The sequence below is a fragment of the Streptomyces sp. NPDC127084 genome (assembly GCF_042724175.1).
Classification (GTDB): domain Bacteria; phylum Actinomycetota; class Actinomycetes; order Streptomycetales; family Streptomycetaceae; genus Streptomyces.
Map to the genome: position 1 here is coordinate 21,898 of NZ_JBHXFA010000041.1, position 25,708 is coordinate 47,605.

Below are 25,708 nucleotides of genomic sequence, written 5' to 3' on the forward strand. Positions count from 1 at the left end.
CGCACCCGCTTCATCGAGGAGCAACCATGCGACGCATCACCGGATCCCCCACCGGACGCCTGAGAACCGCCTGCGCAGCCCTCGTACTCGGTACCGCCCTCCTGGCGCCGCTGCCCCAGGCCACCGCGGTCGAGGCCGCCGTCGTGGACCACTGTCTCGCCCAGGGCCAGAGCCAGTGCGCGGACATCCTGCCGCCGGGGCAGAACGGCAACGCCACCCTCGCCGACATCCTGGCCCACCGGCTGTTCGGTACCCGCCCCGGCCACAGTTCCGACCAGCTCGCCCGCTATGACGCGCTCGCGGGCGGATACGGCGGGCTGACCGACGCCAAGCTGACCGAGTTCTTCAACGACGCCTCCTTCGGCGTCCCGTCGAACCAGGTGGAATCCGTCGCCACCCCGCGCTCGGACGTCACGATCACCCGGGACAGGAAGACCGGAGTCCCGCACATCAAGGGCACCACCCGGTACGGTACTGAGTTCGGCGCCGGATACGCCGCCGCCCAGGACCGGCTCTGGATGATGGACCTCTTCCGGCACATCGGACGGGGCAACCTCACCCCCTTCGCCGGCGGTGCCCTCGCCAACCAGGGCCTTGAGCAGCAGTTCTGGCCCGGAGCCCCGTACACCGAGGCCGACTACCAGGCCCAGATCGACCGTATCCGCACCACCGAGGGCCCTCGGGGCGAACAGGCGATGGCCGACGCTCAGGCCTATGTCGACGGCATCAACGCCTATCGCACCCAGTCCAAGAACGGCCGATACTTCCCCGGCGAGTACGTCCTCACCGGCCATATAGACGCGATCACCAACGCCGGTGAGATCGCGCCCTTCAGCCTCACCGACCTGATCGCCATCGCCTCCGTGGTCGGCGGGCAGTTCGGCGGCGGAGGAGGCGGTGAGGTCCACGCCGCGCTGTCCCTGCTCGCCGCCCAGCAGAAGTACGGTGTGGCCGAGGGGACCCGGGTCTGGGAGGGCTTCCGCCAGCGCAACGACCCGGAAGCGGTCCTCACCGTCCATGACGGCTCCTCCTTTCCCTACGCGCGGAAGCCGGAAGACCCGCGCGGCACGGCCCTGCCCGACCCGGGCTCGGTGCGTACCGAACCGCTGGTGTACGACCGCACCGGCTCGGCCGGCACCGGTACCAAGTCCCCGGTGCGCGACCCCGGAGCACTGGCACCCGCCCAGGGCATCTTCGACCAGGGTGTACTGCCGACCGGCTCGCTGGACCCCAAACGCGGTATGTCCAACGCCCTGCTGGTCTCCGGAGCCCACACCGCGAGCGGCCACCCCATCGCCGTCTTCGGGCCCCAGACCGGCTACTTCGCCCCGCAACTGCTGATGCTGCAGGAGATCCAGGGACCCGGGATCTCCGCCCGCGGCGTCTCCTTCGCGGGGGTCGGCATGTACGTGCAGATGGGGCGCGGCGAGGACTACGCCTGGTCGGCCACCTCCGCCGGGCAGGACATCACCGACACCTATGCCGTCGAACTGTGCGCTCCCGGCGGCGGCGCACCGGGCCTGGACGCCGACCACTATCTATACCGGGGCGGCTGCGTTCCGATGGAGAAACTGGAGCGGCGCAACTCGTGGAAGCCCACTGTCGCGGACGGCACCGCGGCGGGCTCATACCGGCTCCAGGTGTGGCGCACCAAGTACGGCGTCGTCACCCATCGCGCCACGATCGGCGGCAAGCCCGTGGCCTACACCTCACTGCGCAGCACCTACGGCCATGAAGCCGACTCGATCATCGGCTTCCAGATGCTCAACGACCCGTCGTTCGTGACCGACGCCGCCTCCTTCCAGCAGGCCGCCCACCAGATCGACTACGCCTTCAACTGGTTCTACGCCGACTCCCGCACAGCCGCCTACTACAACAGCGGCATGAACCCGGTGCGCGCCACAGGGGTGGACCCGGCCCTGCCGGTGAAGGCAGAGCCCGCCTATGAGTGGCGCGGCTTCGACCCGGTCCGGGGCACCGCTGACTACACCCCCTTCGCCGAACACCCCCAATCCATCGGCCAGGACTACTACATCTCCTGGAACAACCGGCAGGCCAAGGACTACAACACGGCGGGCTTCGGTATGGGCGCCGTCCACCGAGGCGACCTGCTGGACGATCGCGTCGCCCAGCTGGTCCGGGGCGGCGGGGTGACCCGTGCCTCGCTCACCCGGGCGATGGCCGAGGCCGGCCTCGCCGATCTGCGCGGCGAGCAGTTGCTGCCCGAACTGCTCCGGGTCATCCGAAGCTCGCCCGTCACCGATGCCCAACTCGAAACCGCGGTCCAGCAACTGGAGACCTGGCGGGCCGCGGGCGCGCAGCGCAAGGAGACCACGCAAGGCTCGCGTGTCTACGGGCACGCCGACGCTGTGCGCCTCATGGACGCCTGGTGGCCGCTGCTGGTCGACGCCGAGTTCAGGCCCGGGCTCGGAGACGGCCTCTACCAAGCCCTGGCGGCGAACCTGCCCATCGACGAGTCGCCCGCGGCGGCCCACGGCCCGACAGGCGGACACAGCGGCTCGGCCTTCCAGTCGGGGTGGTGGGGCTTTGTGGACAAGGACCTGCGGCAGGTACTCGGCGACTCCGTCTCCGGTCCGCTGCCGGCGACCTACTGCGGCGGAGGCCGGCTCGCCACCTGCCGTGAGGCGCTGCTCACCACCCTGAAGCAGGCGGTGGCGAAGCCCGCCACCCAGGTCTACCCGGGTGACACCAATTGCCGGGCCGGTGACCAATGGTGCGCCGACGCGGTGATGCACCGCGCCCTGGGCGGGATCACCCACCCGGCGATCAACTGGCAGAACCGCCCGACCTACCAGCAGATCGTGGAGTTCCCCTCGCATCGCTGACAGGCGCACCCACACGCGGGATCCGGATCGGGTGCCCGGCGCCGCCCCAGTGCCCGATCCGGCGGCGCCGCCCTCAGCGCCCGATCCGGCCCGCTCTCAGCACCACCCGGGCCAGCTCCGGATGGAGGATGTCGCTGTGCGCCCCGGACGGCGGCCCGCCACTGCGTACCACTGCCGCCGTGTCGACACTGACGCACCCCGAGCCGGGCAGCCCATCCCGTAACGCCGCCTCCAGTGTCAGCCGACGAGCCCCCGTGACCGCCTGTATGCCGTCGTGGCCGACCGCCCACCAGCGCTTGTCCAGGCCGACGATGCTCGAGGAGTCCCTCGCCATCCTCGCTGCCAGGGGGTACAGCACCCCGAGTGCCGAGTCATGGTGTGAGTAGCAGGCGACCACGGGGCCGTCCACCCTCTTCTCCATGGCGCGCAGCACCCCGCCGCTCTCACGTGCGTGGGGCAGCGACGGCGCGAACGCGTAGTGCGAGAAGGCGCCTTGGAGCAGCGTCACCGATTTCACGGTGCGTATGCCGTCCGGTAGCCCACGCAGTGCGAAGGCGACGAGCCGGGCTCCCATGCTGTGTCCGGCGAGGTGGATGCGGATCGCGGGCGATGAGCGGGAGAGATGGGCGATCACCGGCCCGAGCCCACGCTCGCCGACCGTCCCCGCCCGCCGCTTCATCGTGTAGTAGGTGGCCTGGCGCAGTACCTCACGCCCGCCTTTCCACAGTCTTCTGAGTCCGGATCCGAGGGCCAGTGACGGCTCCGTCCCGTCCAGGGTGGCGGTGAACAGCCGGCATATCTCGACCGGATCCCCCTCGAGGAAGGCGGGTATGTCCTCGCCGTCCGGACCGGCCAAGTCGCCGACGCAGGCTTCGGCGGAACCGGCATCGCAGGTATCGACGAGCTCCCGCACCAGCACGCCGAACTCCTGGAAGGCCGCCCGGTTCTCGGGCTCGTCCGCGAGCAGGGCGGCCAGCCGCGAGAGGGTGCGCTCCTGCCCGGGGAAGACCCCGGCGAGCGTGCCGAAATCCGGGATCGGCTCATCGGTGAACATCATCGAGGGCCAGACGACACCCACATAGCCGACGGTGGCCCCGCTCGCGACGAAGCGGGGGAAAGGCTCGAAGAAGCGTTCGTAGAAACGCCTCGCCACGGACGGGGAGTTGTTCCATCCGTGGGCGAACATCACCAGGTCCGTGACGTCCAGCTCCGCCAGTGCGTCCCGCTGGGCGCGGTGCACATCCCCCTGCGCGTCGAAGGTGAGCTCGACGTACGGCTCGGCACCCATCTCGTTCAAGAGCGTGTCCCTTCTTCGGCGCGTGCGTATCTCCCCGTCCCCTGGACCACGCTCCAGGGGACGTACACCGCGAATCGGGTGTGCGGAAAGCATCCCGCGTGGCGGTACAGACGACCAGAGTTTGGCGTACACACGCCAGCAGAATCCTTTCAGCGGCCGCTCGGGGGGCCTTTCAATGGGCATACCGACTGGTTAGTCTGTAGCGGTGAGCGATCGGACCGCCGATTCGCCGATTCGCTGAGTCGCAACCGAGAGGCAGGTCCCATGAGCACGGTGCAGGGCGCGAACGTGGTGGTCACCGGAGCCGGCGGCGGTATCGGAGCGGCGCTTGCCCGTAGGTTCGCCGCCGAGGGCGCGCGGGTCGCCGTCAACGACATCGACCCTGCCGCGACTGCGGCCATCGCCGACGAGACGGGCGCCGTCGCCGTCCCCGGCGACGCCTCCGCCATCGTGGAGCAGGCGCGCGAGGCGCTCGGTGGCACTGTCGACATCTACTGCGCCAACGCCGGGCTCTCAGGCGCGGGGGACGCCCTCGCCGATGAAAGCGCCTGGGCTGCCGCCTGGGACGTCAACGTCATGGCGCATGTGCGCGCCGCGCGCGTGCTGCTGCCCGACTGGTTGGAGCGCGGCAGCGGTCGTTTCGTCTCCACGGTCTCCGCTGCCGGGCTGCTGAGCATGATCGGCGCGGCGCCGTACAGCGTCACCAAGCACGGCGCGCTCGCGTTCGCCGAATGGCTGTCCCTGACCTACCGCCACCGCGGCCTGAAGGTGCACGCCATCTGTCCGCAGGGCGTGCGCACGGACATGCTCACCCAGGCCGGAGCCGCCGGTGAGCTCGTCCTCGCGCCCGGCGCCATCGAGCCGGAGGACGTCGCGGGCGCCCTGATGGAAGGCATGGAGGCGGACCGCTTCCTGATCCTGCCGCACCCCGAGGTCGCCGGGTACTACCAGGGCAGGGCCACCGACACCGATCGCTGGCTGGACAGCATGAACCACATACAGCGGAAGTGGGAAGACATGACCGGTGCCTGAGCGGCGGCGCGGGGCGGCACGGTCGCGGTGACGGCGGCACACCGGCGACACCCCCCTGCGCGGAGCACCCGCCGGTGACCAGGTGGGAAGATCCTCGGAAGGGAATCACCTTCCCGGCCGCGGAACGGCGGCGCGGGAGCGGAAGACGGCACGGAAGGGCGGGTGGCGGCAATGGCCAGGACGACGGACGGGAGCGGCACACCCGTCCCCCAGAGGCTGCTGGCCACGGCCACCCGGCTCTTCGCCGAGCAGGGCTACGACCGCACCTCCGTGCAGGAGATCGTGGAGTCGGCCGGAGTCACCAAGGGCGCCCTCTACCACTACTTCGGCTCCAAGGAAGACCTCCTCCAGGAGATCTACGCCCGTGTGCTGCGCCTTCAGCAGGAACGGCTCGACGCCTTCGCCGAGGCCGACGCGCCGATCGAGCAGCGTCTCAGGGCCGCCGCCGCCGATGTCGTCGTGACCACGATCGAGAACCTCGACGACGCGTCGATCTTCTTCCGTTCCATGCACCACCTCAGCCCGGAGAAGAACAAGCAGGTCCGATCCGAGCGCCGGCGCTACCACGAGCGCTTCCGGGCGCTGATCGAGGAGGGCCAGCGCAGCGGGGTGTTCTCCGACGCGACCCCGGCCGACCTGGTCGTGGACTATCACTTCGGCTCGGTGCACCACCTGTCCACCTGGTACCGCCCCGACGGGCCGCTCAGCCCGCAGCAGGTCGCCGACCACCTCGCCGATCTGCTGCTGCGGGCCCTGCGTCCGTAGCCCCACGCTCAACGGGCGCCCGCAGACAACGGCGTGTTCCCGTCACACGGCGCGTTCCCGTCACACGGCGCGGTCGCGAGCAACCGGTGCTTTCGCGCCTACCCGGTACTCGCCTACCGGTACTTCTTGAGCTCCTGCCGCGCCAGCGACCGCTGGTGCACTTCGTCCGGCCCGTCCGCCAGCATCAGCGTCCGCGCCCCGGCCCACAGTTCGGCCAGCGGGAAGTCCTGGCTGACGCCGCCCGCACCGTGCACCTGGACCGCCCGATCGAGGATGTCCACGACGGCGCGCGGAGTGGCGATCTTGATGGCCTGGATCTCGGTGTGCGCTCCCTTGTTGCCGACGGTGTCCATCAGCCAGGCGGTCTTGAGCACCAGCAACCGCAGCTGCTCGACTGTGACCCGCGCGTCCGCGATCCAGGACTGGACCACACCCTGCTGGGCGAGCGCCTTGCCGAACGCGGTACGGGACACCGCCCTGCGGCACATCAGCTCGATCGCGCGCTCGGCCATACCGATCAGCCGCATGCAGTGGTGGATACGGCCCGGTCCGAGACGCGCCTGGGCGATGGCGAAGCCGCTGCCCTCCTCGCTGATCAGGTTGGACGCCGGTACACGCACGTTGTCGAAGACCACCTCGGCGTGTCCGCCGTGCAGGTGGTCCTCGTACCCGTACACCGTCATCGCCCGCCGCACCTCAAGGCCGGGAGTGTCGCGCGGGACCAGGATCATCGACTGCTGGCGCCGGATGTCGGGACCGGCCGGGTCCGTTTTGCCCATCACGATGAAGACCTTGCAGTTCGGGTTCATCGCGCCGGAGATATACCATTTGCGGCCGTTGAGGAGGTAGTCGTCCCCACCGTCGCCGGCCCGCTCGATGCGCGTCTCGATGTTGGTGGCGTCCGACGAGGCCACCGCGGGCTCGGTCATCGCGAACGCCGAACGGATCTCACCGGCCAGCAGTGGTTCGAGCCACTGCTTCTTCTGCTCGCCGGAACCGAAGAGGGCCAGCACCTCCATGTTCCCGGTGTCCGGGGCCGCGCAGTTCAGCGCGATGGGCGCCAGGTGCGGTGAACGGCCCGTGATCTCGGCGAGCGGCGCGTATTGGAGGTTGGTCAGCCCGGCCCCGTACTCCGGATCCGGCAGGAAAAGGTTCCATAGTCCCTGCCTGCGGGCCTCGGACTTGAGGTCCTCGATGACCGCAGGAGTGTCCCAGGGGGAGGCGGAGTGGGTGAGCTGCTCGTGCGCGATCGCCTCCGCCGGATACACGTGCTCGTCCATGAAGGCGAGGAGCCTGGCCCGTAGTTCCTCGGTGCGCGCGTCGAATGCGAAGTCCATGGCGGTGGATCAGCCTTCCTGGAGAGTGGTGAGACCGTGTTCGATGAAGACGGGGACGAGCTCACCGATGCGGTCGAAGCCCGCGCCGACGGTCTGGCCCAGCGTGTAGCGGTAGTGGATGCCCTCCAGGATCACGGCGAGCTTGAACCAGGCGAACGCCGTGTACCAGGCGATGGCCGCGGTGTCCCGGCCGGAGCGGGAGGCGTAGCGCTCGACCAGCTCGGCGGGGTCCGGATGGCCCGCGGCCCCCGCCGTCGTACTGATGGGCGAACCGGGCAACTCCAGCTTCCGGCTGTACATCACGAGCAGCCCGAGGTCGGTGAGCGGGTCGCCGAGCGTCGACATCTCCCAGTCGAGGACCGCCTTGATCCGGTCGTCATCGCCGATCAGCACGTTGTCGAGGCGGTAGTCGCCATGGACGACGGTGGCGGGCGGCGAGGCCGGCAGGGAGCGGCCGAGGGCGGCGTGCAGCTCGTCGATGCCCGGGAGCTCCCGATTGCGCGAGGCGTCGAGCTGCTTGCCCCAGCGCCGCAGCTGCCGTTCGAGGAAGCCGTCGGGGCGCCCGAAGTCCCCGAGCCCGACCGCCGCGGGCTCCACGTCGTGCAGCTCCACCAGCGTGTCGACCAGGCCGAGTACGGCGCCCCGGGTCCGTTCAGGGCCGAGTGGGGCGAGCTCCTCGGCCGTGCGGTACGGGGTGCCGTCGACGTGCTCCATGACGTAGAACGCAGCCCCGATGACGGCCTCGTCCTCGCACAGCAGTACAGGCCGCGGCACCGGCACGGCGGTGGGGTGCAGCGCGCTGATGACCCGGTGCTCGCGACCCATGTCATGGGCGGTGGCCAGGACGTGACCCAGCGGAGGTCTGCGGACCACCCAGCGGTGCGTGCCGTCGGTCACGGCATAGGTGAGGTTGGACCGGCCGCCCTGGATCAGCCGGGCGCTGAGCGGTCCGCTCACCAGGCCGGGCAGCGCGTGGTCGAGATGGCCGCGGAGCCGCTCGAGGTCGAGGCCTGGCGGGGGGGCTGCGCTCATGGGGGCACCTTCCGGTGAGGCGGCGGCGGGTCGTCTCCCTTCATCATGACCGACCGGTCGGTATGTCGTCCAGGGTGTGGCGCCACCGCCTGGCCGAAGCCGTGCCGTCAGGCGTGGCAGGCGACCGCTCTCCCGCCGTTCATCACCGCCATGTCACCGAAGACAGCGATCGGATCGAGCGGCGAACCACCCGGCAGGCCGTCGAGCTCCGCGTACGCGCGATGCAGATTGGCCACCAGCCGCTCACTTTCCCGCCAGCCCGCGAACTCGCCGAGGTCGGCCCCCTGAGCCGCCTCCAGCGGCGTCAGCCCCTTGGCGCGCGCGGAATCGGCGACCTCGGCGACAAAGCGCAGATAGCGTTCGGTAGCGTCGTAGGCAGTGGGGTCGGTGACCGGTCCGTGCCCTGGGACGACGACCGCGGCGTCCAGCGAACGCAGCAGCTCCAACGCCTTCAGCGAGCCGGTGAGGGAACCCATGGGAATGAAGGGCGTACCTCCGTTGAAGATCAGGTCCCCGGTGAAGACGACGCCGTGCTCGGGCAGGTGCACGATCGTGTCGCCGACGGTGTGCGCCACACCCGGATGGATCAGCCGCACCTCGGTCTCTCCGGCGTAGAGCGTCATGCGCTCGCCGTACGTGATCTCCGGCGCGGTGATCGTGATGTCGCCGTAGTCGGTCTCAGGCCAGATGAGGTGCAGTTGGTGCCCGGCGGCGATGACCTCGCTGCGGCAGGCCTCATGGCCGACGACCGCCGCTTCCGGGTGGAAGACGGCGTTTCCGTAGGTGTGGTCGCCGTGGTGATGTGTGTTGACGAGCAGTCGCGGCGACGGGGCGCCGGTCGCCAGCAGGGCTTCTCGCAGCAGGAGGGCGCGTCGCTCGGTGGCGGCGGTGTCGACGAGGAGGGTGGAACCCCCGTCGCTGACGAACCCCGCGTTGTTGAGGCACCAGCCGCCGTCGGGCTGGACGTAGGCGTGTACGGACGGTGCGAGCGGGACGGTGTAAGGATCGGTCGCGGGCACTTCGGGCTCCCGGGAAAGGTCGTCGGCTGAGACAGGTTGCGAGGGGTCGAGGTCGGTCGCGGTGGCTCGAGGTCGGTCGCGAGGGGACGAGGTCGGTGGCAGCGGAGCGAAGCCGGTAGCGGTCGGTTGACGCTGGATCAGCTCGGCTGACGGAAGCAGCCTTCCCCGCCGATCGGCGGCCGTCCAGTGCTCCGGCCGGTGGAGGCTGCCCGCGCCCCGGCCGCGCCGACGGCGCTCCTGCTTGCACATGGACCCCGCGAGCCCGAGTGTCGGATCATGAAGGCGATCAGCTACAGCCGTTACGGCGGTCCCGAGGTCCTGGAGTACGGAGAGCGCCCCGAGCCCAAGCTCGGGCCCGACAGCGTCCTGGTCAAGGTGCGGGCGGCGGCCGTCAACCCGGTCGACTGGAAGTGCCGCGAAGGCTATCTGGACGGTCTCATCGACACCGTCTTCCCGGTGATCCCCGGCTGGGATGTGTCCGGGGTCGTGGTGGAGCCCGGAGCGTCCGCCCCTGAGTTCGCCGTCGGCGACGAGGTCATGGGCTATGTCCGCGAGGACTTCCTCTCCCGGGGCACCTTCGCCGAGTACGTGGCCGCCCCGGTCCGCACCCTGGCCCGCAAACCGCGCAACCTGAGTTTCGAGGAGGCGGCCGGCCTGCCTCTCGCCGGACTCACCGCCTACCAGGTCCTCACCCATGACCTGGGCGTGGGTACGGGCGACACCCTCCTCGTCCACGCCGCGGCCGGCGGGGTCGGCTCGATGGCCGTACAACTCGCTCACCACTTCGGCGCCCGGGTGATCGGCACAGCGAGCGAGTCGTCCCACGCGTTCGTGCGCGAGCTCGGTGGGGAGCCGGTGACCTACGGCGAAGGGCTGGTGGACCGGGTGAGGGCCCTGGCGCCCGACGGCGTGCAGGCGGTGTTCGACACCATCGGCGGCGAGGTGCTGACCGCTTCCGCCGAGCTGCTGGCCCAAGGCGGCAGGATTGCCTCCATCGCGGATCCGGCCGTCACCACCCTGGGCGGGCGCTATGCCTTCGTGCGCCCCAACACGGCGGACCTGTACCGCCTCAGCGAGCTTGCCGAGGAAGAGGTCCTCTCCGTGCATGTGGCCCGCAGCTTCCCGTTGGAGGAGACCGCGGAAGCCCACCGGCTCAGCCAGGGCGGCCATACCCGCGGAAAGATCGTCGTCACCGTCGACTGGGAGAGCTGAAACGCCCGGCACGCCTGCCCGGTGCGGGGTCGATCACCATACGATCGCCACGGCGAACGCCGCCAGCGCCACCGTGCAGGCGGCGGCGCCGAGCACCTGGGCCGGCGGCACCGCGTCCGGCCGGTCCGCCACGGCCATCGCCCCTATCCGTCGGTGGGCCACCGTCAGAAAGCTCGTCCACACCAGCGCGCTGAGCGCGAGCGCCACCAGATCGCCGCCCGTGATCTCCTTACTGTGGACGACCTGCCGCGCTGCCAGAACCGCCGCGACCGTGAACGCCAGCGTCGTACGGCGCCACGCCAGCCGGGTCCGTTCCGGCTGCAGCCCCGGGTCGCGTCCCTCCCCGCTCAACGCGGCCCCCAGGCGACGACCACCACCATCGTGACCGACACGGCTCCCACGACAAGCGCCAGCATCGTCGGAAAGCGCGACACCGGCAGATCCTCGCCCCGTCGCATCGCCCGCTCGCACCGCACCCAGTGGTTGACCCCGCGCAGGGCGCACAGCACACCCGCCCCGATCAGCGCGAGGGACAAGCCCACGCGCACGCCCCAGCGCAGGTCGGGCAGGAACTGGTCGACGGCGAAGCCCCCTGCGATGAGCGCCAGCGCGGTACGGATCCAGGCGAGGAAGGTGCGCTCGTTGGCGAGCGAGAAACGGTAGTCGGGAGTCCTGCCCTCTTCCCGGATCTGCCCCGGCGACACCCACAGCCGTAGATTCCGTACGAATTCACTCACCCGCTCGCTCACCTGCCGCACCCTACCCGCGGGGGGCGCGCAGCCGTTCGTACGCGGCCAAGCCGTCCGGTACCCACTCCCAGACGCCCAGCCGGGCATCGACTTCCTCCTGGGAGAGGAAGTCGTACCAGGCCACCTCGTCGGCCTGCGGGCGCACCGGAAGCAGGCACGGCACCTCGTAGACGGCCGACCACCACGACTGCCGGACCCCGCCCCCGCCGGAGGCGGCTCCGTCCCGGCCCGGGCCGGCGGGGGCCTCGTACAGGAACTTGAAAAGCGGCACCGGGCGAGGGAGCCCACTGACGCCCAACTCCTCCTCGGCCTCACGCAGCGCCGCGTCGTCGTATGACTCGCCCGCGCCGACGACACCGCCGACGAACATGTCGTACAGGGACGGGAAGACCAGCTTCGTCGCCGTGCGGCGATGCACGAAGATCCGGCCCTGCGCGTCCCTGGCCTGGACGAACACACAGCGGTGGCGCAGGCCGCGGGTGTACGCCTCGCCGCGTGGGGCCTGGCCGACGACCTCGTCGTGCAGATCCACGATGTCCAGGATTTCGTCGGAAGAGCTCGAAGCGTCGCGGCTGCTGTCACTCATGACGTCCATCCAATCAGCTGATCGGCCCATCAGTCGGATCGGCGCCAGTTCGTCCCGGACTGTTGACGAGTTACCCGCGCGTACAGAGGATCGGAGCCACCGCAGAGCTCCGCGCCCAAGGCGCCCATTCCGAGAGGGTCCAAAACCCATGGCGTACGACGCCGATGTCATCGTGATCGGAGCAGGGCTCGCGGGCCTGGTGGCCGCCGCCGAGCTCGTGGACGCGGGCCGCCGCGTCATCCTGCTCGACCAGGAGCCCGAGCAGTCCACCGGCGGGCAGGCGCACTGGTCCTTCGGCGGACTGTTTCTCGTGGACTCGCCCGAGCAGCGCCGTATGCGCATCAAGGACAGCCACGCGCTCGCCCTCCAGGACTGGTACGGCACGGCCGGTTTCGACCGAGACGAGGACCTGTGGCCACGGCGCTGGGCCGAGGCGTACGTGGACTTCGCCGCCGGGGAGAAGCGCTCCTGGCTGCATGCCCAGGGAGTGCGGTTCTTCCCGGTCGTCGGCTGGGCGGAGCGCGGCGGATACGGTGCGAGCGGGCACGGCAACTCGGTGCCCCGCTTCCACATCACCTGGGGGACAGGGCCCGGCCTGGTCGAGCCGTTCGAGCGACGGGTCAGGGCGGGTGTCGCACGCGGACTGGTCGATCTGCGCTTCCGGTACCGGGTGACCGGGCTCGGCAGCACGGACGGCACTGTCGACACCGTGACCGGCGAGATCCTGGAGCCGTCCGGGGTGGCGCGCGGCGAGGCGAGCAGCAGGGAGGTCACCGGCTCCTTCGAACTGCGCGCCCAAGCCGTGATCATCACCTCCGGCGGCATCGGCGGCAACCACGACCTGGTACGCGCCCAGTGGCCCGAGCGGCTCGGCACCCCGCCAGAGAAACTCCTCTCCGGTGTGCCCGCCCACGTCGACGGGTTGATGCTCGGGATCGCGGAGTCCGCGGGGGCGAGCCACATCAACCGCGACCGCATGTGGCACTACACCGAGGGCATCGAGAACTGGAACCCCATCTGGGCCCGGCACGGCATCCGCATCCTGCCCGGCCCCTCCTCGCTCTGGCTGGACGCACGCGGAAACCGGCTTCCCGTACCCCTGTTCCCCGGCTTCGACACCCTCGGAACGCTGGAGCACATCACGCGGACCGGCCATGACCACACCTGGTTCATCCTCGACCAGCGCATCATCGGCAAGGAGTTCGCCCTGTCCGGCTCCGAGCAGAATCCCGACCTCACCGGAAAGTCGGTGCGCGGGGTCATCGGACGGGCACGCGCCGAAGTACCCGGCCCGGTCAAGGCGTTCATGGACCACGGGGTGGACTTCGTGGTCGAGAGGGACCTCGGCGCCCTGGTGCGGGGGATGAACGCGCTCACCAAGGAACCGCTCATCGACGAGGACCGGCTGCGCCGCGAGATCACAGCCCGCGACCGGGAGATCGTCAATCCCTTCACCAAGGACCTCCAGGTGACGGCGATCCGCGGCGCCCGCAGGTACCTCGGCGACAAGCTCATCCGCACCGCGGCGCCGCACCGCATTCTCGACCCGGCCGCCGGTCCCCTGATCGCCGTACGGCTGAACATCCTCACCCGGAAGTCGCTGGGCGGTCTTGAGACGGACCTGTCATCGCGGGTGCTCGCCGGAGACGGCGAACCGCTGCCCGGGATGTACGCCGCGGGCGAGGCGGCGGGCTTCGGCGGTGGCGGGGTGCACGGTTACCGGGCTCTTGAGGGCACCTTCCTCGGCGGCTGCATCTTCTCGGGGCGTGCGGCGGGCCGTGCTGCGGCGAAGGCGGTGGCCTGACGGAACTGCCGCCTGATGCGGTGGAGCCGCCTGACCTGGCAGTGGCCGTCCGGGTCCCGCTGACGGAGAGGCGAGGGCAACCGGCTGTAACCACAAGCGGGTTGCCCAGCTGCCGGGCTGCCCTTGACGTGGAGCCTTGCCTACCGCTTTGCTGTGCGCGACCGTTCGCTCACGTCTCGCGTTTATCGCGTGAAGCGCTCATCACACAAAGAAGGAAGCTCAGCGGATGCCCCCACCTCCGCCGCCGCTCGGACGCGCCCGACGTCGCGGCGCGCGCACCGGGCCCGCTTTCGACCCGGCCCTCGGCGATCTCGAACTCAGCGCCACACGTGCCAAGTTGTCGCAGGGCCGGTGGACGGCCGTCCGTTCGCTGCTCGCCTCGACCCGCGACGACTGGGACCGCAGAGGGCACCGTCTCCTGGTCCTGGGTGACGGCACGTCGGCCGCCGCCTGGGCGCGCGAATGGCTGCTGGTGGAACCGGGCAGTGCCGACGCCACCGCGCTGCTCGCCTGTGCCTCCGTCAGCGCGGCACTGCGCGGTGCGGAGCAACCGGATCGGGCGCGGTCCGACTGCCTGGCCGCCGCGGGCCTCGCCCCCGAAGACCCCACTCCCTGGCTCGCGTTACTGGCGCTCGCCCGCAGTCTCGGCACGGATGACGAGGTGGTACGCCTCTTCGACGAGGTACGGGTGCGGCACCCCGAGCACCACCACGCACATCATCTGATGGCCGCCAGACTCGCCGAGCGCCGCCCCGAAGCGGGGCAGGACCCGCTGCACGAGGTGTACGACTTCGCCGCCTGGGCCGCCGAACGTGCTCCGGCGGACTCACCGCTCGCCATGCTGCCGGTCGTCGCCCACACCGAACGCTACCGGGTGCTGGCAGCCGGCAGCCCTGCCTTCGCCGACCCGCCGGCCTCGGGGCACTGGACCGGCCGACGGGCCCGTCAGGTCATGAAGGCCGCGTTCGACTGGTGGCTGGAGTGGGAACGCGAGGACCATCCGCGCAACCGGGTCGATCTCAACTTCCTCGCCCATGCCAAGTTCCGCGAAGGCCGGGCCGCGGAGGCCGCCGCGCTCTTCCACCGGATCGGCTCGCATGCGACCCCGGCTCCCTGGTCCTATCCGGACCAGGACCCGCACCACGCGTTCCACGCGGCGCGCAGCGCCGCACTCGGCACCGTCTGACTTCACCGTCTGACTTCAACGACAGCGCCGTCGGCGCCGACCAGCTCCGACCGTCTGACAGCTCTGACACGCCTGACCCATGTGACCTTGTCCGACTCCCACCTGAGAGGCCGAACCCGCCATGTCCCCGGGCAGCCCGCGTACCACCGCCACCAGCACTGTCACCACGTCCAGAGAGATCAACACGTACAAGGGGCAGGAACGCGCTCTGCGCGCCGACCGACTCGGCACCGCCGGCCTGTTGCTCTCCGTGCTTGCCGCCAGCGCGCCGCTGATGGTCGTGGCGGGGGTCATGCCCACCGTATTCGGTGTCATGGGCATGCCTGGTCAGCCGCTGCTGTACGTCATCCTCGGCGTGGTCCTGATCCTGTTCAGCGTCGGATACGCCGAGATGAGCCGCCACGTCCACAACGCAGGCGCTTTCTACGCGTACATTGCCCGAGGCCTCGGCCCCACCGCGGGCGCCGGCGCCGCTTATGTCGCCCTGGTGGCGTACAGCGCCATGCAGGTGGGCATCTACGGAATCCTCGGCTTCGAGATCTCCGGACTGCTGGCCACGCATCTCGGTCTGACGGTTGCCTGGTGGATACCCGCCCTGGCAGCCGCCGTCCTCGTCGCCGTGCTGGGCTGGCTCAAGATCGACCTCAATGCCAAGGCCCTCGGCGTACTCCTCGTCATCGAGTGCACCCTCGTCGTGGCCTTCGACGCCGCCGCCCTCGTGGAGCCGGGGCCTGAGGGGCTGTCGTTCGCCGCGTTCGACCCGGGCAGCCTCACCGGGGCGGGGCTCGGCACCGCGCTGTGCTTCTGCATCGCCGCGTTCATCGGCTTCGAGCAGTCGCCGGTGTACGCGGAGGAGACCAGCCGCCCCCAGGTGGTCGTCTCGCGTGTGATGTTCCTCGCCGTCGGCTTCGTCGCCCTGTTCCTGGCGCTCGGCGCCTGGGCACTCACGGTCGCCACCGGGCCGGGCGCGGTGGTCGGCGAGGCGGCCAAGCAGGGCCCGGCTCTGCTGTTCACCCTCACCGAGGCCCGGCTCGGCGGCACCTTCACCGACGTGCTCCACGTACTCTTCGTCACCGGCATGTTCGCGGCACTCCTCAGCTTCCACAACGTGGTGGCCCGGTACGCCTTCGCCATGGGCCGCGAAGGGCTGCTGCCCGCCGCCTTCAGCCGAACGAGCGCGTCGAGCGGCGCGCCCGCCACCGGATCCCTGCTCCAGTCCGCCGTCTCGGTCCTGGTCGTCATCGCCTTCGCCGTCAGCGACGGGCTCCCCGCGGGCGACCCGACGACCCCCGTACTGCGCCTGTTCACCTGGATGGGCAATGTCGGCGCGCTCGGCGTCATCCTGCTCATGGCTGCCGCCTCGTTCGCCGTGATCGCGTTCTTCGTCCGCCGCGGTGCGGCGCTGGCGCAGGCGTGGCGGCTCATCGCCTCCGCGCTCGCGGGCATCGCCCTCGTGGGGATCGCGATCTACACCGTGCGGGACTTCGACGTCCTGATCGGCGCAGGGCCGGGCTCCGCGCTCAGCTGGATCCTGCCCGGCGTCATCGGTGCGGCGCTGGTCGCCGGTCTGCTGTACGGCGCTGTGCTCAGGATCGTGCGACCCGAAGCGCACGCGCGCATCGGCCTCGGCAACGAGGCCTTCCAGCTCGAGCGCGCCGCGGAACGCGGCGGATCGTAGAAGCTCCCCGATTTCCCCATGAAGTCCGACAACCGTCCGTGGTCGCCGGGTTCCGTCGACCGCGGACGATCGAATCGGTATGGAGCGCCCCTTCAAGAGCCGCCGTAGCGCCGCAGCGCCGCGACGGCTCGCGCGCCGATGGCGTCGGGGGGGCCGGTCACGTCGACGGCGACACCGGCTTCGTCCGCCTCCAGCGGCTCCAGCGTTGCGTACTGCGAGTCGAGCAGCGCGGCCGACATGAAGTGGCCCCTGCGCTCCGCCATGCGCCGTTCGATCAGCGCGCGGGCACCTGTGAGGTGCAGGAACACCACCCCGGGTGCTGACGCCCTCAGCCGGTCCCGGTAGCTCCGCTTCAGCGCCGAACAGGAGACCACCCCGCCCCTGCCCTCCCTGCTGCGGGCCCAGCGGCCGATCGCGTCGAGCCAGGGCAGGCGGTCGGTGTCGTCCAGCGGGACGCCGGCCGACATCTTGGCGATGTCGGCCGGTGGATGGAAATCGTCGCCTTCGGCGTACGGGACGCCCAGGTGCGCCGCGACCAGGGCGCCGATCGTGGTCTTCCCGGTCCCTGCCACTCCCATCACCACGACGACGGGGGGATTGCTCATCGGTGCCTGCCTCGCTGTCTCAGCCGTCTCCATCCACACGGGCCCGGGGCCCTGTCGCACCCCATCATGTGATGCCGTCCGTGATGCCGGGGCCGCTGATGTCGTGCGGCCGTGGAAGGCCGAAGCCCCCGGTGCTACCGGAGCCCCTGCAGCCGATTGCGACGAGACCGTTCGCGATGGCGACGAAGAGCGGATCAAGCGGCTCGACCGCGAGATCACCGCACCAGACCCGAACGAACCGGAGCTCCTCACTTCCGCTGATGATCGATTCGTCTCAGTGATCTTGAGTGCCTTGGTTCACCTTGTCGCAACCTCTGAAAAACCTCAGATTTATGCCTGAGTGAGCTTGATCACTGCCAAAATCCCAGGGTTGCCGTGACTATGTCTTCTCGGGCCCTCTGCGCCCGCGTGCCTTGTCGCGGTGACTCACCTTCTTCACCGCGAAGGCCACCCGGTGGACGACCGGGTACCGCACACCCCCTCACGAAGGCGAACAGCTTTATGAGTGACCGCACCATGACTGCGGCCGAAACACCCATCGTCGGGACCCCGGACACGGGCACCCCCCACGTGGACGCCGGAGACGCCGGGTACCGCAAGGACCTCAAATCACGGCACATCAACATGATCGCCATCGGCGGCGCCATCGGTACGGGACTCTTCCTGGGCGCCGGCGGCCGTATGGCCAACGCCGGTCCCTCGCTCTTCATCGCATACGCGCTCTGCGGTGTCTTCGCCTTCTTCGTCGTGCGCGCGCTCGGCGAGCTCGTGCTCTACCGGCCGTCCTCCGGTGCCTTCGTCTCGTACGCCCGCGAGTTCATGGGCGAGAAGGGCGCCTACACGGCCGGCTGGCTGTACTTCCTCAACTGGTCGACGACCGCGGTGGCCGACATCACAGCCGCTGCCACCTACGCCCACTTCTGGGCGATGTTCAGCGATGTCCCGCAGTGGGTGCTCGCTCTGATCGCGCTCGCGGTCGTCCTCGCCGCCAATCTGATCTCGGTGAAGTACTTCGGCGAGATGGAGTTCTGGTTCGCGATCATCAAGGTCGCCGCGCTGGTGATTTTCATGCTGATCGGCATCTACCTGGTCGCCACCCAGCACGAGGTCGGCGGTCACACCCCGGGCCTCGCCACGATCACGGACAACGGCGGCGTCTTCCCCAACGGCATGATGCCGATGTTGCTGCTCATCCAGGGTGTCGTCTTCGCGTACGCCTCCGTCGAGCTCTGCGGCGTCGCCGCCGGTGAGACCGAGAACCCCGAGAAGATCATGCCGAAGGCGATCAACTCGATCATGTGGCGCGTCGGCCTCTTCTACGTCGGCTCCGTCGTGCTGCTCGCCCTGCTGCTGCCGTACACCGCCTACTCCGACGACCAGAGCCCGTTCGTCACCGTTTTCAACAAGCTCGGCATCCCCGGTGGCGCCCACGCGATGAACCTGGTGGTGCTCACCGCGGCCCTGTCCAGCCTGAACTCGGGCCTCTACTCCACCGGCCGCATCCTGCGCTCCATGTCGCTTTCCGGCTCCGCGCCCAGGTTCACCGGTGTGATGAACAAGGGCGGTGTCCCCTACGGCGGCATCCTGCTCACCGCGGGCTTCGGTGTCGCGGGTGTGTTCCTGAACTACGTCATGCCCGGCGAGGCCTTCGAGCTGGTGCTGAACTTCGCCTCGATCGGCATCATCGGCACCTGGGGCATGATCATGCTCTGCTCCCTGCTGTTCTGGCACCGCTCCAAGGATGGCCGGGTCACCCGCCCCGGCTACCGGCTGCCCTGGGCCCCGTACACCCAGCTCGTCACTCTGGTGTTCCTGGCCTCGGTGCTGGTCCTGATGTGGATGGACGGCGGTATCAGCCGCACCACGGTCAACCTCGTGCCGCTGATCGCGCTCGCCCTCGTCGGCGGCTGGTACGTGGTGCGCGGCAAGGTCAAGAAGATCGCCGCAGGCCAGACCCAGGACTGAGCCGCAACCAGGACCAGCGGGCGCTCACCAGCCCGCACACGCGCAGGCCCCCCGGCGGAGAGATCCGCCGGGGGGTCTCGCCGCAGGCCGCACGCGCGGGCATGTGATGCGGTACACATGCAGTACACACCTGTCCTGAGGAAGGGAAGCACTGCAATGCCGCAGCAGGTCCGAGGGGTTGTCGCCCCGGGCAGGAACGAGCCCGTCCAGGTCATGGAGATCACCATCCCCGACCCGGGACCCGGCGAGGCCGTGGTGAAGATCCAGGCCTGCGGGGTCTGCCACACCGACCTCCACTACAAGCAGGGCGGCATCAGCGACGACTTCCCCTTCCTGCTCGGCCATGAGGCCGCGGGCGTCGTGGAGTCGACCGGCCCGGGTGTCACCGACGTCGCCCCCGGCGACTTCGTGATCCTCAACTGGCGCGCGGTCTGCGGGCGCTGCCGCGCCTGTCTGCGAGGCAGGCCCTGGTACTGCTTCGACACCCACAACGCCCACCAGAAGATGACCCTGGCGAGCGGGCCGCAGGCGGGCCGGGAGCTCTCCCCGGCGCTCGGCATCGGAGCCTTCGCGGAGAAGACCCTGGTCGCCGCCGGCCAGTGCACCAAGGTGGACCCCGAGGTCGCCCCGGCCGTGGCCGGGCTGCTGGGCTGCGGCGTCATGGCGGGCATCGGCGCCGCGATCAACACGGGCAACGTCGGCCGCGGGGACTCCGTGGCCGTCATCGGCTGCGGCGGCGTCGGCGACGCGGCCATCGTCGGCTCCCGGCTGGCCGGAGCGTCCCGTGTCATCGCCATCGACATCGACGACCGGAAGCTGGAAACCGCCCGCTCCATGGGCGCCACCCACACCGTCAACTCCCGTACCGCCGACCCCGTCGAGGCCGTACGCGAACTCACCGGCGGTTTCGGCGCCGATGTCGTCATCGAGGCCGTCGGCAACCCCGAGACCTACCGGCAGGCCTTCTACGCCAGGGATCTGGCGGGCACCGTCGTCCTCGTCGGTGTGCCCACCCCGGAGATGAAGCTCGAACTCCCGCTGCTGGACGTGTTCGGACGCGGCGGCGCGCTCAAGTCCTCCTGGTACGGCGACTGCCTGCCGTCCCGAGACTTCCCCATGCTCGTCGACCTGCACCGGCAGGGCCGGATCGACCTCGGCGCCTTCGTCACCGAGACGATCGGCCTGGGTGACGTCGAGAAGGCCTTCGCCCGAATGCACGAGGGCGATGTGCTGCGCTCGGTCGTGGTGCTCTGAGCCGGTCGCTCGGACGCGGCCCCACCGAGGCCCTCACCATGCCCCGAGCGCCCGCCGACTCTCGAAGCGGCACTCCTGCCCGGTGAGCGGATCGGTGAACTCCAGCGACCGCGCGAGCAGTTGCAACGGACGGGAGTAGTCCGCCCCACCCTCGGGCTCCGCGTCCTGAACGTCCCGCAGCACCGGATACAAGGGGTCGTTCAGGATGGGAAGTCCCAACCGGTTCATATGCACCCTCAGCTGGTGGGTCCGGCCGGTCGCCGGCACAAGCCGGTACCGGCCGTGCCCGCCGCGCTGCTCCATCAGCTCGATACGGCTCTCGCTGTTCGGCTCGCCGGGCACCTCTCGGGCGGCCAGCACCCCGCGCTCCTTCTCGATCCGGCTGCGGACGGTCACAGGCAGCGCGATCCCCGGGTCGTACGGCGCCACCGCCTCGTACTCCTTGCGTACCCGCCGGTCCCGGAAGAGTGTCTGGTACGCCCCGCGGTCCTCGGGCCGCACGACGAACAGCGCGAGACCCGCTGTCAGCCGGTCGAGCCGGTGCGCGGGCTGCAGCATCGGCAGCCCCAGATCCCGCCGCAGCCGGGCCAGCGCGGTCTCGGTGACATGCCGGCCGCGCGGAGTGGTGGCGAGGAAGTGCGGCTTGTCGGCGACCACCAGGCGCTCGTCGCGGTACACGATCCCCACCTCGAACGGCACGCGCTCCTCGGCCGCGAAGTCCCGGTGGAACCACAGATGGCGGCCCGCGGTGTACGGCTCCTCGGCCGCGACGGCCCCCTCCGCCGAGACGAACCGCCCGTCGCGCAGCATCGCCTCCACCTTCGCGGCACCGATCGCGTTCCCGAACCGCTCGACGAGGTGGTCCCGCAGTGTCGGCCAGGCTCCCTCCGGGTCGGCGGGCAGCCGGATACGTACGGGATCGACCCCGTCCCGCTGCGGCAGCGGCGCCACCGGCGCCGTCCGTCGTCTGCGTCCCACAGCTCCCGCACCCCGTACTCGGCGGCACGCCAGGGAACGTGCCCAGAAAAGCAGAAAACCCCTGATCAACAGGGGTCCTCGCTGGTGTCCGAGGGGGGACTTGAACCCCCACGCCCGATAAAGGGCACTAGCACCTCAAGCTAGCGCGTCTGCCATTCCGCCACCCGGACTAGGTGTCTGTCTTTCCGGCCCGCGGCCGTTCCGACGTGGAAAACCATAGCAAACATTCGGGGGTGCTCGATCACGCCCCTGGCGGCCCGGCCGCGGGGTGGCCGAGCGATGGCGCGCGGGTGCCCTTGGGGCGTGGGCCGGGGGCGCGGGAGGATGTGAGGGACCACCGAGCGACAGCGGGAGGAAGCAGCGTGAGCGAGTCGAGCACCGGCCGGACGATTTCCGGCGAGGACGAGGTCGTCGACCTCTGTCGCGACCTGATCAGGATCGACACCAGCAACTACGGCGACCACTCGGGGCCGGGGGAGCGGGCCGCCGCCGAGTACGTCGCGGAGAAGCTCGCCGAGGTCGGCCTGGAGCCGAGGATCATCGAATCCCACAAGGGGCGGGCGTCCACCGTGGCCCGCATCGAGGGCGAGGACCCGTCCCGTCCCGCGCTGCTGATCCACGGCCACACCGACGTCGTACCGGCGAACGCCGAGGACTGGACCCACCACCCCTTCTCCGGGGAGATCGCCGACGGCTGCGTCTGGGGACGGGGCGCGGTGGACATGAAGGACATGGACGCGATGACGCTCGCGGTCGTGCGGGACCGGCTGCGCAGCGGCCGCAAGCCGCCGCGTGACGTCGTCCTGGCCTTCCTCGCCGATGAGGAGGCCGGCGGCCTCTACGGGGCGCGTTATCTCGTCGACAAGCACCGGGACCTCTTCGAGGGCGTCACGGAGGCCATCGGCGAGGTCGGGGGCTTCTCCTTCACCGTGAACGAGAACCTGCGGCTCTACCTGGTCGAGACGGCGCAGAAGGGCATGCACTGGATGCGGCTCACCGTGGAGGGCACCGCGGGGCACGGCTCGATGACCAACGACGACAACGCCATCACCGAACTGTGCGAGGCGGTCGGCAGGCTCGGACGGCACACCTGGCCGGTGCGGGTCACCAAGACCGTGCGGTCCTTCCTGGACGAGCTGTCCGACGCGCTCGGCACCCCGCTCGACCCGGAGGACATGGACGCCACCCTCGCGAAGCTGGGCGGGATCGCCAAGATGGTCGGCGCGACGCTGCGCAACTCGGCCGCGCCCACCATGCTCGGCGCCGGATACAAGGTGAACGTGATCCCGGGCCAGGCCACCGCCCATGTCGACGGGCGCTTCCTGCCCGGTTACGAGGAGGAGTTCCTGGCCGACCTCGACCGGCTGCTCGGGCCGCGCGTGAAGCGCGAGGACGTGCACGCGGACAGGGCACTGGAGACGAGTTTCGACGGCGATCTCGTGGACGCGATGCAATCGGCGCTGAAGGCCGAGGACCCCATCGCGCGGGCCGTGCCCTACATGCTCTCCGGCGGTACCGATGCCAAGTCCTTCGACGACCTCGGCATCCGCTGCTTCGGTTTCGCGCCGCTCAAGCTGCCGCCCGAGCTGGACTTCGCCGGAATGTTCCACGGGGTGGACGAGCGTGTACCGGTCGACGGGCTGAGGTTCGGAGTCCGGGTGCTGGACCGGTTCCTCGACGCGAGCTGACACTCCGCGCCGGACTTCCGGATGGCCTGAGTTCGACCGTTTCCGTATTCGGCCGTGCGTACGTACCCGACTGAAAAGAGTGAATGGGACCATACGCTAGTAGCTCCATTACCTCCTCCTCGTTACAGGGTGTGGCGGTCCGCGGCTGGGATCGCATTGCTAACAAGGAGGAAGAATGATCAAGAAGGTCGTCGCTGTTGCGGCTGCCACCGGTGGTCTGGTTCTCGCGGGTGCGGGGATGGCCGTCGCCGATTCGGGTGCTCAGGGTGCCGCCATGCAGTCCCCGGGTGTGCTGTCCGGCAACGTCATCCAGGCGCCGATCCACGTTCCGGTGAACGTCTGCGGCAACACGGTCTCCGTGATCGGGCTGCTGAACCCGGCCTTCGGCAACTACTGCCAGAACGCATGACATTGCACCTCGGCTCCTGAGGAGTCAGGCGGCCCCGGAGTGCGCGCCGCGTATTCCGGGGCCGTTGGCATTCCGCCTCCGGGCGACGGTGCCCGGGGGTGTTCCGGAAGTCAGAAGGCAGGGAACTAGCTATGCGACAGGTCACGCGAAAAGGCCTGATCACCATGGCTGCCGCGGGCGGATTGATCGCCCTGAGCGGTGGCTACGCACAGGCGCACGGTGGCGCTGACGCCAACGGCAGTGCGTCCAATTCACCGGGTGTCCTCTCCGGCAACGCGGTCCAGGTTCCGGTGCACGTCCCGGTCAACGTCTGCGGTAACACCGTGAATGTCGTCGGACTGCTGAACCCGGCATTCGGGAACCGCTGTGCCAACGGCTCGGGGAGTGGTGCCGACGGCGGCAGCGGAGCCCACGCCGAAGGCGGGACGAGCAACTCACCCGGTGTCCTGTCCGGCAACACGGTCCAGGTCCCCGTCGATGCCCCCGTGAACGCTTGCGGGAACAGCGTGTCGGTCGTCGGCCTCGGCAATGCCGCCGTCGGCAACGCCTGCGGCAACGGTGCCGGCGTTCCGGGGGAGCCGGGGGAGCCTGGTGAACCCGGTGAGCCGGGGGAGCCTGGTGAACCCGGAGAGCCCGGAGAGCCCGGTGAGCCGGGGGAGCCTGGTGAACCCGGAGAGCCCGGAGAGCCCGGAGAGCCGGGGGAGCCCGGTGAACCCGGAGAACCCGGAGAACCTGGAGAACCCGGAGAGCCTGGAGAGCCCGGATCGCCGAATGAGCCGGAGCTCCCGAATACCCCGGGTACCAACACGGTCACCCCGCCCAGGGCCACGGACCAGCTCGCGCACACCGGTGCGGGCTCGCTCGGCTTCGTCCTGCCCGCGGGTGCCGCACTGCTCGGCGGCGCGGTCATCTATCGCAAGGCTCGCGCCTCGGCGTGACCGTGGCGTCACCCAGTGGGATGGGAACGGGTCGGGCCCGCTACTGCGGCCCCGACCCGTTTCTCGTCCACCGGGAACTCACCATGTGGCGCGTACCTGACGGATGATGCGCCGGCGCAGCCGCACCTTGCGGCTGCCGTCCCGGCGAAGACTCAATCGGTCCAACTCCCAGTGTCCGTACTCGGCATGGTCGGTCAGCAGACGGGCGGCCTCCTTGCGTGAGACTCCGCGTGGCACATACACGTCGACAAATTCGTATTCCGGCATCGCATCTATTGTGCGGGCAGAGCCCTGGTACGGATAGCGTCTTCCCTATGTCTGACGCATCCGCTCCTGCGCAGCCCACGGTTGCCGAGGTTCGCGCCGCCGCCGAGGCGGTCAAAGCAGCGCTGGACCGTCACCTCGAAGCGGTCGAACGCCGCACGGGAGAGGACGATCCGGCGGTGTACGACGCGTTCAACGCGCTCGCCGCGGCAGCCGAGGCTTATGACGAACGCCTCTACGACCGCTATGACGAAGTCACCCCCTTCGAAATTCCCGGAGCGGATGATTCCCTTCCGCCCTATGTCGGCCCCGATGAGCCGAACGCCCTGAGCGTTCTCATCCGGCGTGACTACGCCGTGGCCCAGCCGCAGCGGCTGCTCGCCCAGGCCCAGCGCATCGCGGACCTGGACCGGGACGACACCGCGGACCGCACGGCGGCCGCGGTGGGCACCAGTCCGCATGCCGCGCTCGGTGTGCTCTTCGGCGAGTTCGAGCCGGATGAGATCGCCTCCCGCCACAAGGAGTTCGGGCTTGAGGAGGGAGACTCCACGCTCTGGGTCTCCGCGCTGGACGAACTCCCTGAGGCGGGGGAGTGGCTGAGCACTCCGTTCGACCAGGCGGATCCAGAGCGGGTGGTGTGCCGCTTCGACGTCAGCGCGGTCTTCGACGAGGACGAGTTCGAAGAGGACGAGAGTGACGACGAGGATGAAGAGGATCCGGACGGCCACCTCGGCACCGCGGAGGCCTGACCGGGCCGTGCGTGTCCCCGTGGGGCCGACGGCCTGACCGCCCGCCGAGCGGCGCGCCCGCCCGCCAGGGGGGGGGAGGGGGGGTGGGTGACGGATGGCGTCGGCGATGGGCTACTTTCTGCCGCGTGCCGCGTGCCGCGTGCCGCGTGCCGCGTGCCGCGTGCGCTGATCGCGGCTTGTTGTCTTCGCCGATGTGGTGTCCGGCCGCGCTGAACGGCTACGGCACCGAGCACTCCCGCACGCCGATGACACCGAACACTCCGGGGGCACCCGCAGCCACCCCCCTCACCCCCACGGCCTTGTGCCACCGCCACG

The 25,708-nt window shown here is 69.9% G+C and carries 24 protein-coding genes and 1 tRNA gene; 14 read left to right on the top strand and 11 right to left on the bottom strand.

From position 1 onward, the window contains the following. Positions 1-26 precede the first annotated feature (26 nt). Positions 27-2,846, top strand: a complete 2,820-nt coding sequence (locus tag ACFWI9_RS12680; protein WP_387161264.1) for a penicillin acylase family protein — start codon at positions 27-29, stop codon at positions 2,844-2,846. Positions 2,847-2,919: 73 nt separating this feature from the next. Here the strand turns inward: ACFWI9_RS12680 and ACFWI9_RS12685 are convergent, their stop codons facing one another. After that, the gene (locus ACFWI9_RS12685) at positions 2,920-4,134 is read right to left on the bottom strand and encodes a serine-threonine protein kinase (protein WP_387161301.1); all 1,215 of its coding nucleotides are present in this window, start codon (positions 4,132-4,134) and stop codon (positions 2,920-2,922) included. Positions 4,135-4,407: 273 nt separating this feature from the next. Between ACFWI9_RS12685 and ACFWI9_RS12690 the strand changes: the two genes are divergently transcribed. Together ACFWI9_RS12690 and ACFWI9_RS12695 are read left to right on the top strand one after the other, a co-directional pair. After that, the gene (locus tag ACFWI9_RS12690) at positions 4,408-5,175 is read left to right on the top strand and encodes an SDR family oxidoreductase (RefSeq protein ID WP_387161267.1); all 768 of its coding nucleotides are present in this window, start codon (positions 4,408-4,410) and stop codon (positions 5,173-5,175) included. A 171-nt stretch (positions 5,176-5,346) separates the two neighbouring features. Continuing rightward, on the top strand, positions 5,347-5,940 hold the full coding sequence (locus tag ACFWI9_RS12695) for a TetR/AcrR family transcriptional regulator (protein ID WP_387161269.1): 594 nt from the start codon (positions 5,347-5,349) through the stop codon (positions 5,938-5,940). A 113-nt stretch (positions 5,941-6,053) separates the two neighbouring features. Here ACFWI9_RS12695 and ACFWI9_RS12700 read toward each other — a convergent pair whose 3' ends face one another. From ACFWI9_RS12700 to ACFWI9_RS12710, 3 genes are all read right to left on the bottom strand, one after another. Then, positions 6,054-7,277 (bottom strand): acyl-CoA dehydrogenase family protein, encoded by a 1,224-nt coding sequence (locus tag ACFWI9_RS12700; protein ID WP_387161271.1) that lies wholly within the window; start codon positions 7,275-7,277, stop codon positions 6,054-6,056. Positions 7,278-7,286: 9 nt separating this feature from the next. Further along, positions 7,287-8,309: a phosphotransferase family protein gene (locus ACFWI9_RS12705; RefSeq protein WP_387161273.1), complete on the bottom strand. Its 1,023-nt coding sequence runs from the start codon at positions 8,307-8,309 to the stop codon at positions 7,287-7,289. Positions 8,310-8,416: 107 nt separating this feature from the next. Further along, a complete protein-coding gene (locus ACFWI9_RS12710; protein WP_387161275.1) occupies positions 8,417-9,328 on the bottom strand; it encodes an MBL fold metallo-hydrolase in 912 nt (303 codons plus the stop codon). Positions 9,329-9,604: 276 nt separating this feature from the next. On the opposite strand from ACFWI9_RS12710, the gene ACFWI9_RS12715 reads away from it, so the two are divergent. Further along, positions 9,605-10,540 (top strand): NADP-dependent oxidoreductase, encoded by a 936-nt coding sequence (locus tag ACFWI9_RS12715; protein WP_387161277.1) that lies wholly within the window; start codon positions 9,605-9,607, stop codon positions 10,538-10,540. 33 nt (positions 10,541-10,573) lie between these two features. On the opposite strand, the gene ACFWI9_RS12720 is transcribed toward ACFWI9_RS12715, so the two are convergent. From ACFWI9_RS12720 to ACFWI9_RS12730, 3 genes are read right to left on the bottom strand one after another with little or no spacing between them, the layout of a single operon-like run. Beyond that, positions 10,574-10,891, bottom strand: coding sequence for a DUF202 domain-containing protein (locus ACFWI9_RS12720; protein ID WP_387161280.1), 318 nt, complete (start codon positions 10,889-10,891; stop codon positions 10,574-10,576). Continuing rightward, a complete protein-coding gene (locus ACFWI9_RS12725; protein ID WP_387161303.1) occupies positions 10,888-11,277 on the bottom strand; it encodes a YidH family protein in 390 nt (129 codons plus the stop codon). The genes ACFWI9_RS12720 and ACFWI9_RS12725 overlap by 4 nt, the downstream gene beginning before the upstream one ends. A 22-nt stretch (positions 11,278-11,299) precedes the next feature. Beyond that, positions 11,300-11,875, bottom strand: a complete 576-nt coding sequence (locus tag ACFWI9_RS12730; RefSeq protein ID WP_387161282.1) for an NUDIX hydrolase — start codon at positions 11,873-11,875, stop codon at positions 11,300-11,302. A gap of 148 nt (positions 11,876-12,023) precedes the next feature. Between ACFWI9_RS12730 and ACFWI9_RS12735 the strand changes: the two genes are divergently transcribed. The 3 genes from ACFWI9_RS12735 (at position 12,024) to ACFWI9_RS12745 (ending at position 16,543) form a co-directional block, all read left to right on the top strand. Next, positions 12,024-13,679 (top strand): FAD-binding dehydrogenase, encoded by a 1,656-nt coding sequence (locus ACFWI9_RS12735; RefSeq protein WP_387161284.1) that lies wholly within the window; start codon positions 12,024-12,026, stop codon positions 13,677-13,679. Between the two features lie 226 nt (positions 13,680-13,905). Continuing rightward, positions 13,906-14,865: a hypothetical protein gene (locus ACFWI9_RS12740; RefSeq protein ID WP_387161286.1), complete on the top strand. Its 960-nt coding sequence runs from the start codon at positions 13,906-13,908 to the stop codon at positions 14,863-14,865. Positions 14,866-14,986: 121 nt separating this feature from the next. Continuing rightward, positions 14,987-16,543: an APC family permease gene (locus tag ACFWI9_RS12745; protein ID WP_387161288.1), complete on the top strand. Its 1,557-nt coding sequence runs from the start codon at positions 14,987-14,989 to the stop codon at positions 16,541-16,543. A gap of 92 nt (positions 16,544-16,635) precedes the next feature. Here the strand turns inward: ACFWI9_RS12745 and ACFWI9_RS12750 are convergent, their stop codons facing one another. After that, positions 16,636-17,148: a gluconokinase gene (locus ACFWI9_RS12750; protein WP_387161289.1), complete on the bottom strand. Its 513-nt coding sequence runs from the start codon at positions 17,146-17,148 to the stop codon at positions 16,636-16,638. A 103-nt stretch (positions 17,149-17,251) separates the two neighbouring features. On the opposite strand from ACFWI9_RS12750, the gene ACFWI9_RS12755 reads away from it, so the two are divergent. The 3 genes from ACFWI9_RS12755 (at position 17,252) to ACFWI9_RS12765 (ending at position 20,367) form a co-directional block, all read left to right on the top strand. Next, positions 17,252-17,488 carry a hypothetical protein gene (locus ACFWI9_RS12755; protein ID WP_387161290.1) on the top strand — a complete coding sequence of 79 codons (237 nt, stop codon included), beginning with the start codon at positions 17,252-17,254 and terminating at the stop codon, positions 17,486-17,488. 161 nt (positions 17,489-17,649) lie between these two features. Beyond that, a complete protein-coding gene (locus ACFWI9_RS12760) occupies positions 17,650-19,113 on the top strand; it encodes an amino acid permease (RefSeq protein ID WP_387161291.1) in 1,464 nt (487 codons plus the stop codon). Positions 19,114-19,269: 156 nt separating this feature from the next. Continuing rightward, positions 19,270-20,367 carry an S-(hydroxymethyl)mycothiol dehydrogenase gene (locus ACFWI9_RS12765; protein WP_387161293.1) on the top strand — a complete coding sequence of 366 codons (1,098 nt, stop codon included), beginning with the start codon at positions 19,270-19,272 and terminating at the stop codon, positions 20,365-20,367. A gap of 33 nt (positions 20,368-20,400) precedes the next feature. Here ACFWI9_RS12765 and ACFWI9_RS12770 read toward each other — a convergent pair whose 3' ends face one another. After that, the gene (locus ACFWI9_RS12770) at positions 20,401-21,345 is read right to left on the bottom strand and encodes a pseudouridine synthase (protein ID WP_387161294.1); all 945 of its coding nucleotides are present in this window, start codon (positions 21,343-21,345) and stop codon (positions 20,401-20,403) included. Between the two features lie 82 nt (positions 21,346-21,427). After that, positions 21,428-21,515 (bottom strand) — tRNA-Leu (locus ACFWI9_RS12775). A gap of 192 nt (positions 21,516-21,707) precedes the next feature. On the opposite strand from ACFWI9_RS12775, the gene ACFWI9_RS12780 reads away from it, so the two are divergent. The 3 genes from ACFWI9_RS12780 (at position 21,708) to ACFWI9_RS12790 (ending at position 24,380) form a co-directional block, all read left to right on the top strand. Further along, on the top strand, positions 21,708-23,033 hold the full coding sequence (locus ACFWI9_RS12780; protein ID WP_387161295.1) for a M20/M25/M40 family metallo-hydrolase: 1,326 nt from the start codon (positions 21,708-21,710) through the stop codon (positions 23,031-23,033). 175 nt (positions 23,034-23,208) lie between these two features. Then, positions 23,209-23,442, top strand: a complete 234-nt coding sequence (gene chpH / locus ACFWI9_RS12785; RefSeq protein ID WP_338675602.1) for a chaplin ChpH — start codon at positions 23,209-23,211, stop codon at positions 23,440-23,442. Positions 23,443-23,573: 131 nt separating this feature from the next. Beyond that, positions 23,574-24,380: a chaplin gene (locus tag ACFWI9_RS12790; protein WP_387161297.1), complete on the top strand. Its 807-nt coding sequence runs from the start codon at positions 23,574-23,576 to the stop codon at positions 24,378-24,380. 78 nt (positions 24,381-24,458) lie between these two features. Here the strand turns inward: ACFWI9_RS12790 and ACFWI9_RS12795 are convergent, their stop codons facing one another. Then, positions 24,459-24,647, bottom strand: coding sequence for a DUF5703 family protein (locus tag ACFWI9_RS12795; RefSeq protein ID WP_242333279.1), 189 nt, complete (start codon positions 24,645-24,647; stop codon positions 24,459-24,461). Positions 24,648-24,694: 47 nt separating this feature from the next. Here ACFWI9_RS12795 and ACFWI9_RS12800 point away from each other — a divergent pair, with 47 nt between their 5' ends. After that, positions 24,695-25,393 carry a hypothetical protein gene (locus tag ACFWI9_RS12800; RefSeq protein WP_387161299.1) on the top strand — a complete coding sequence of 233 codons (699 nt, stop codon included), beginning with the start codon at positions 24,695-24,697 and terminating at the stop codon, positions 25,391-25,393. Positions 25,394-25,708 lie beyond the last annotated feature (315 nt).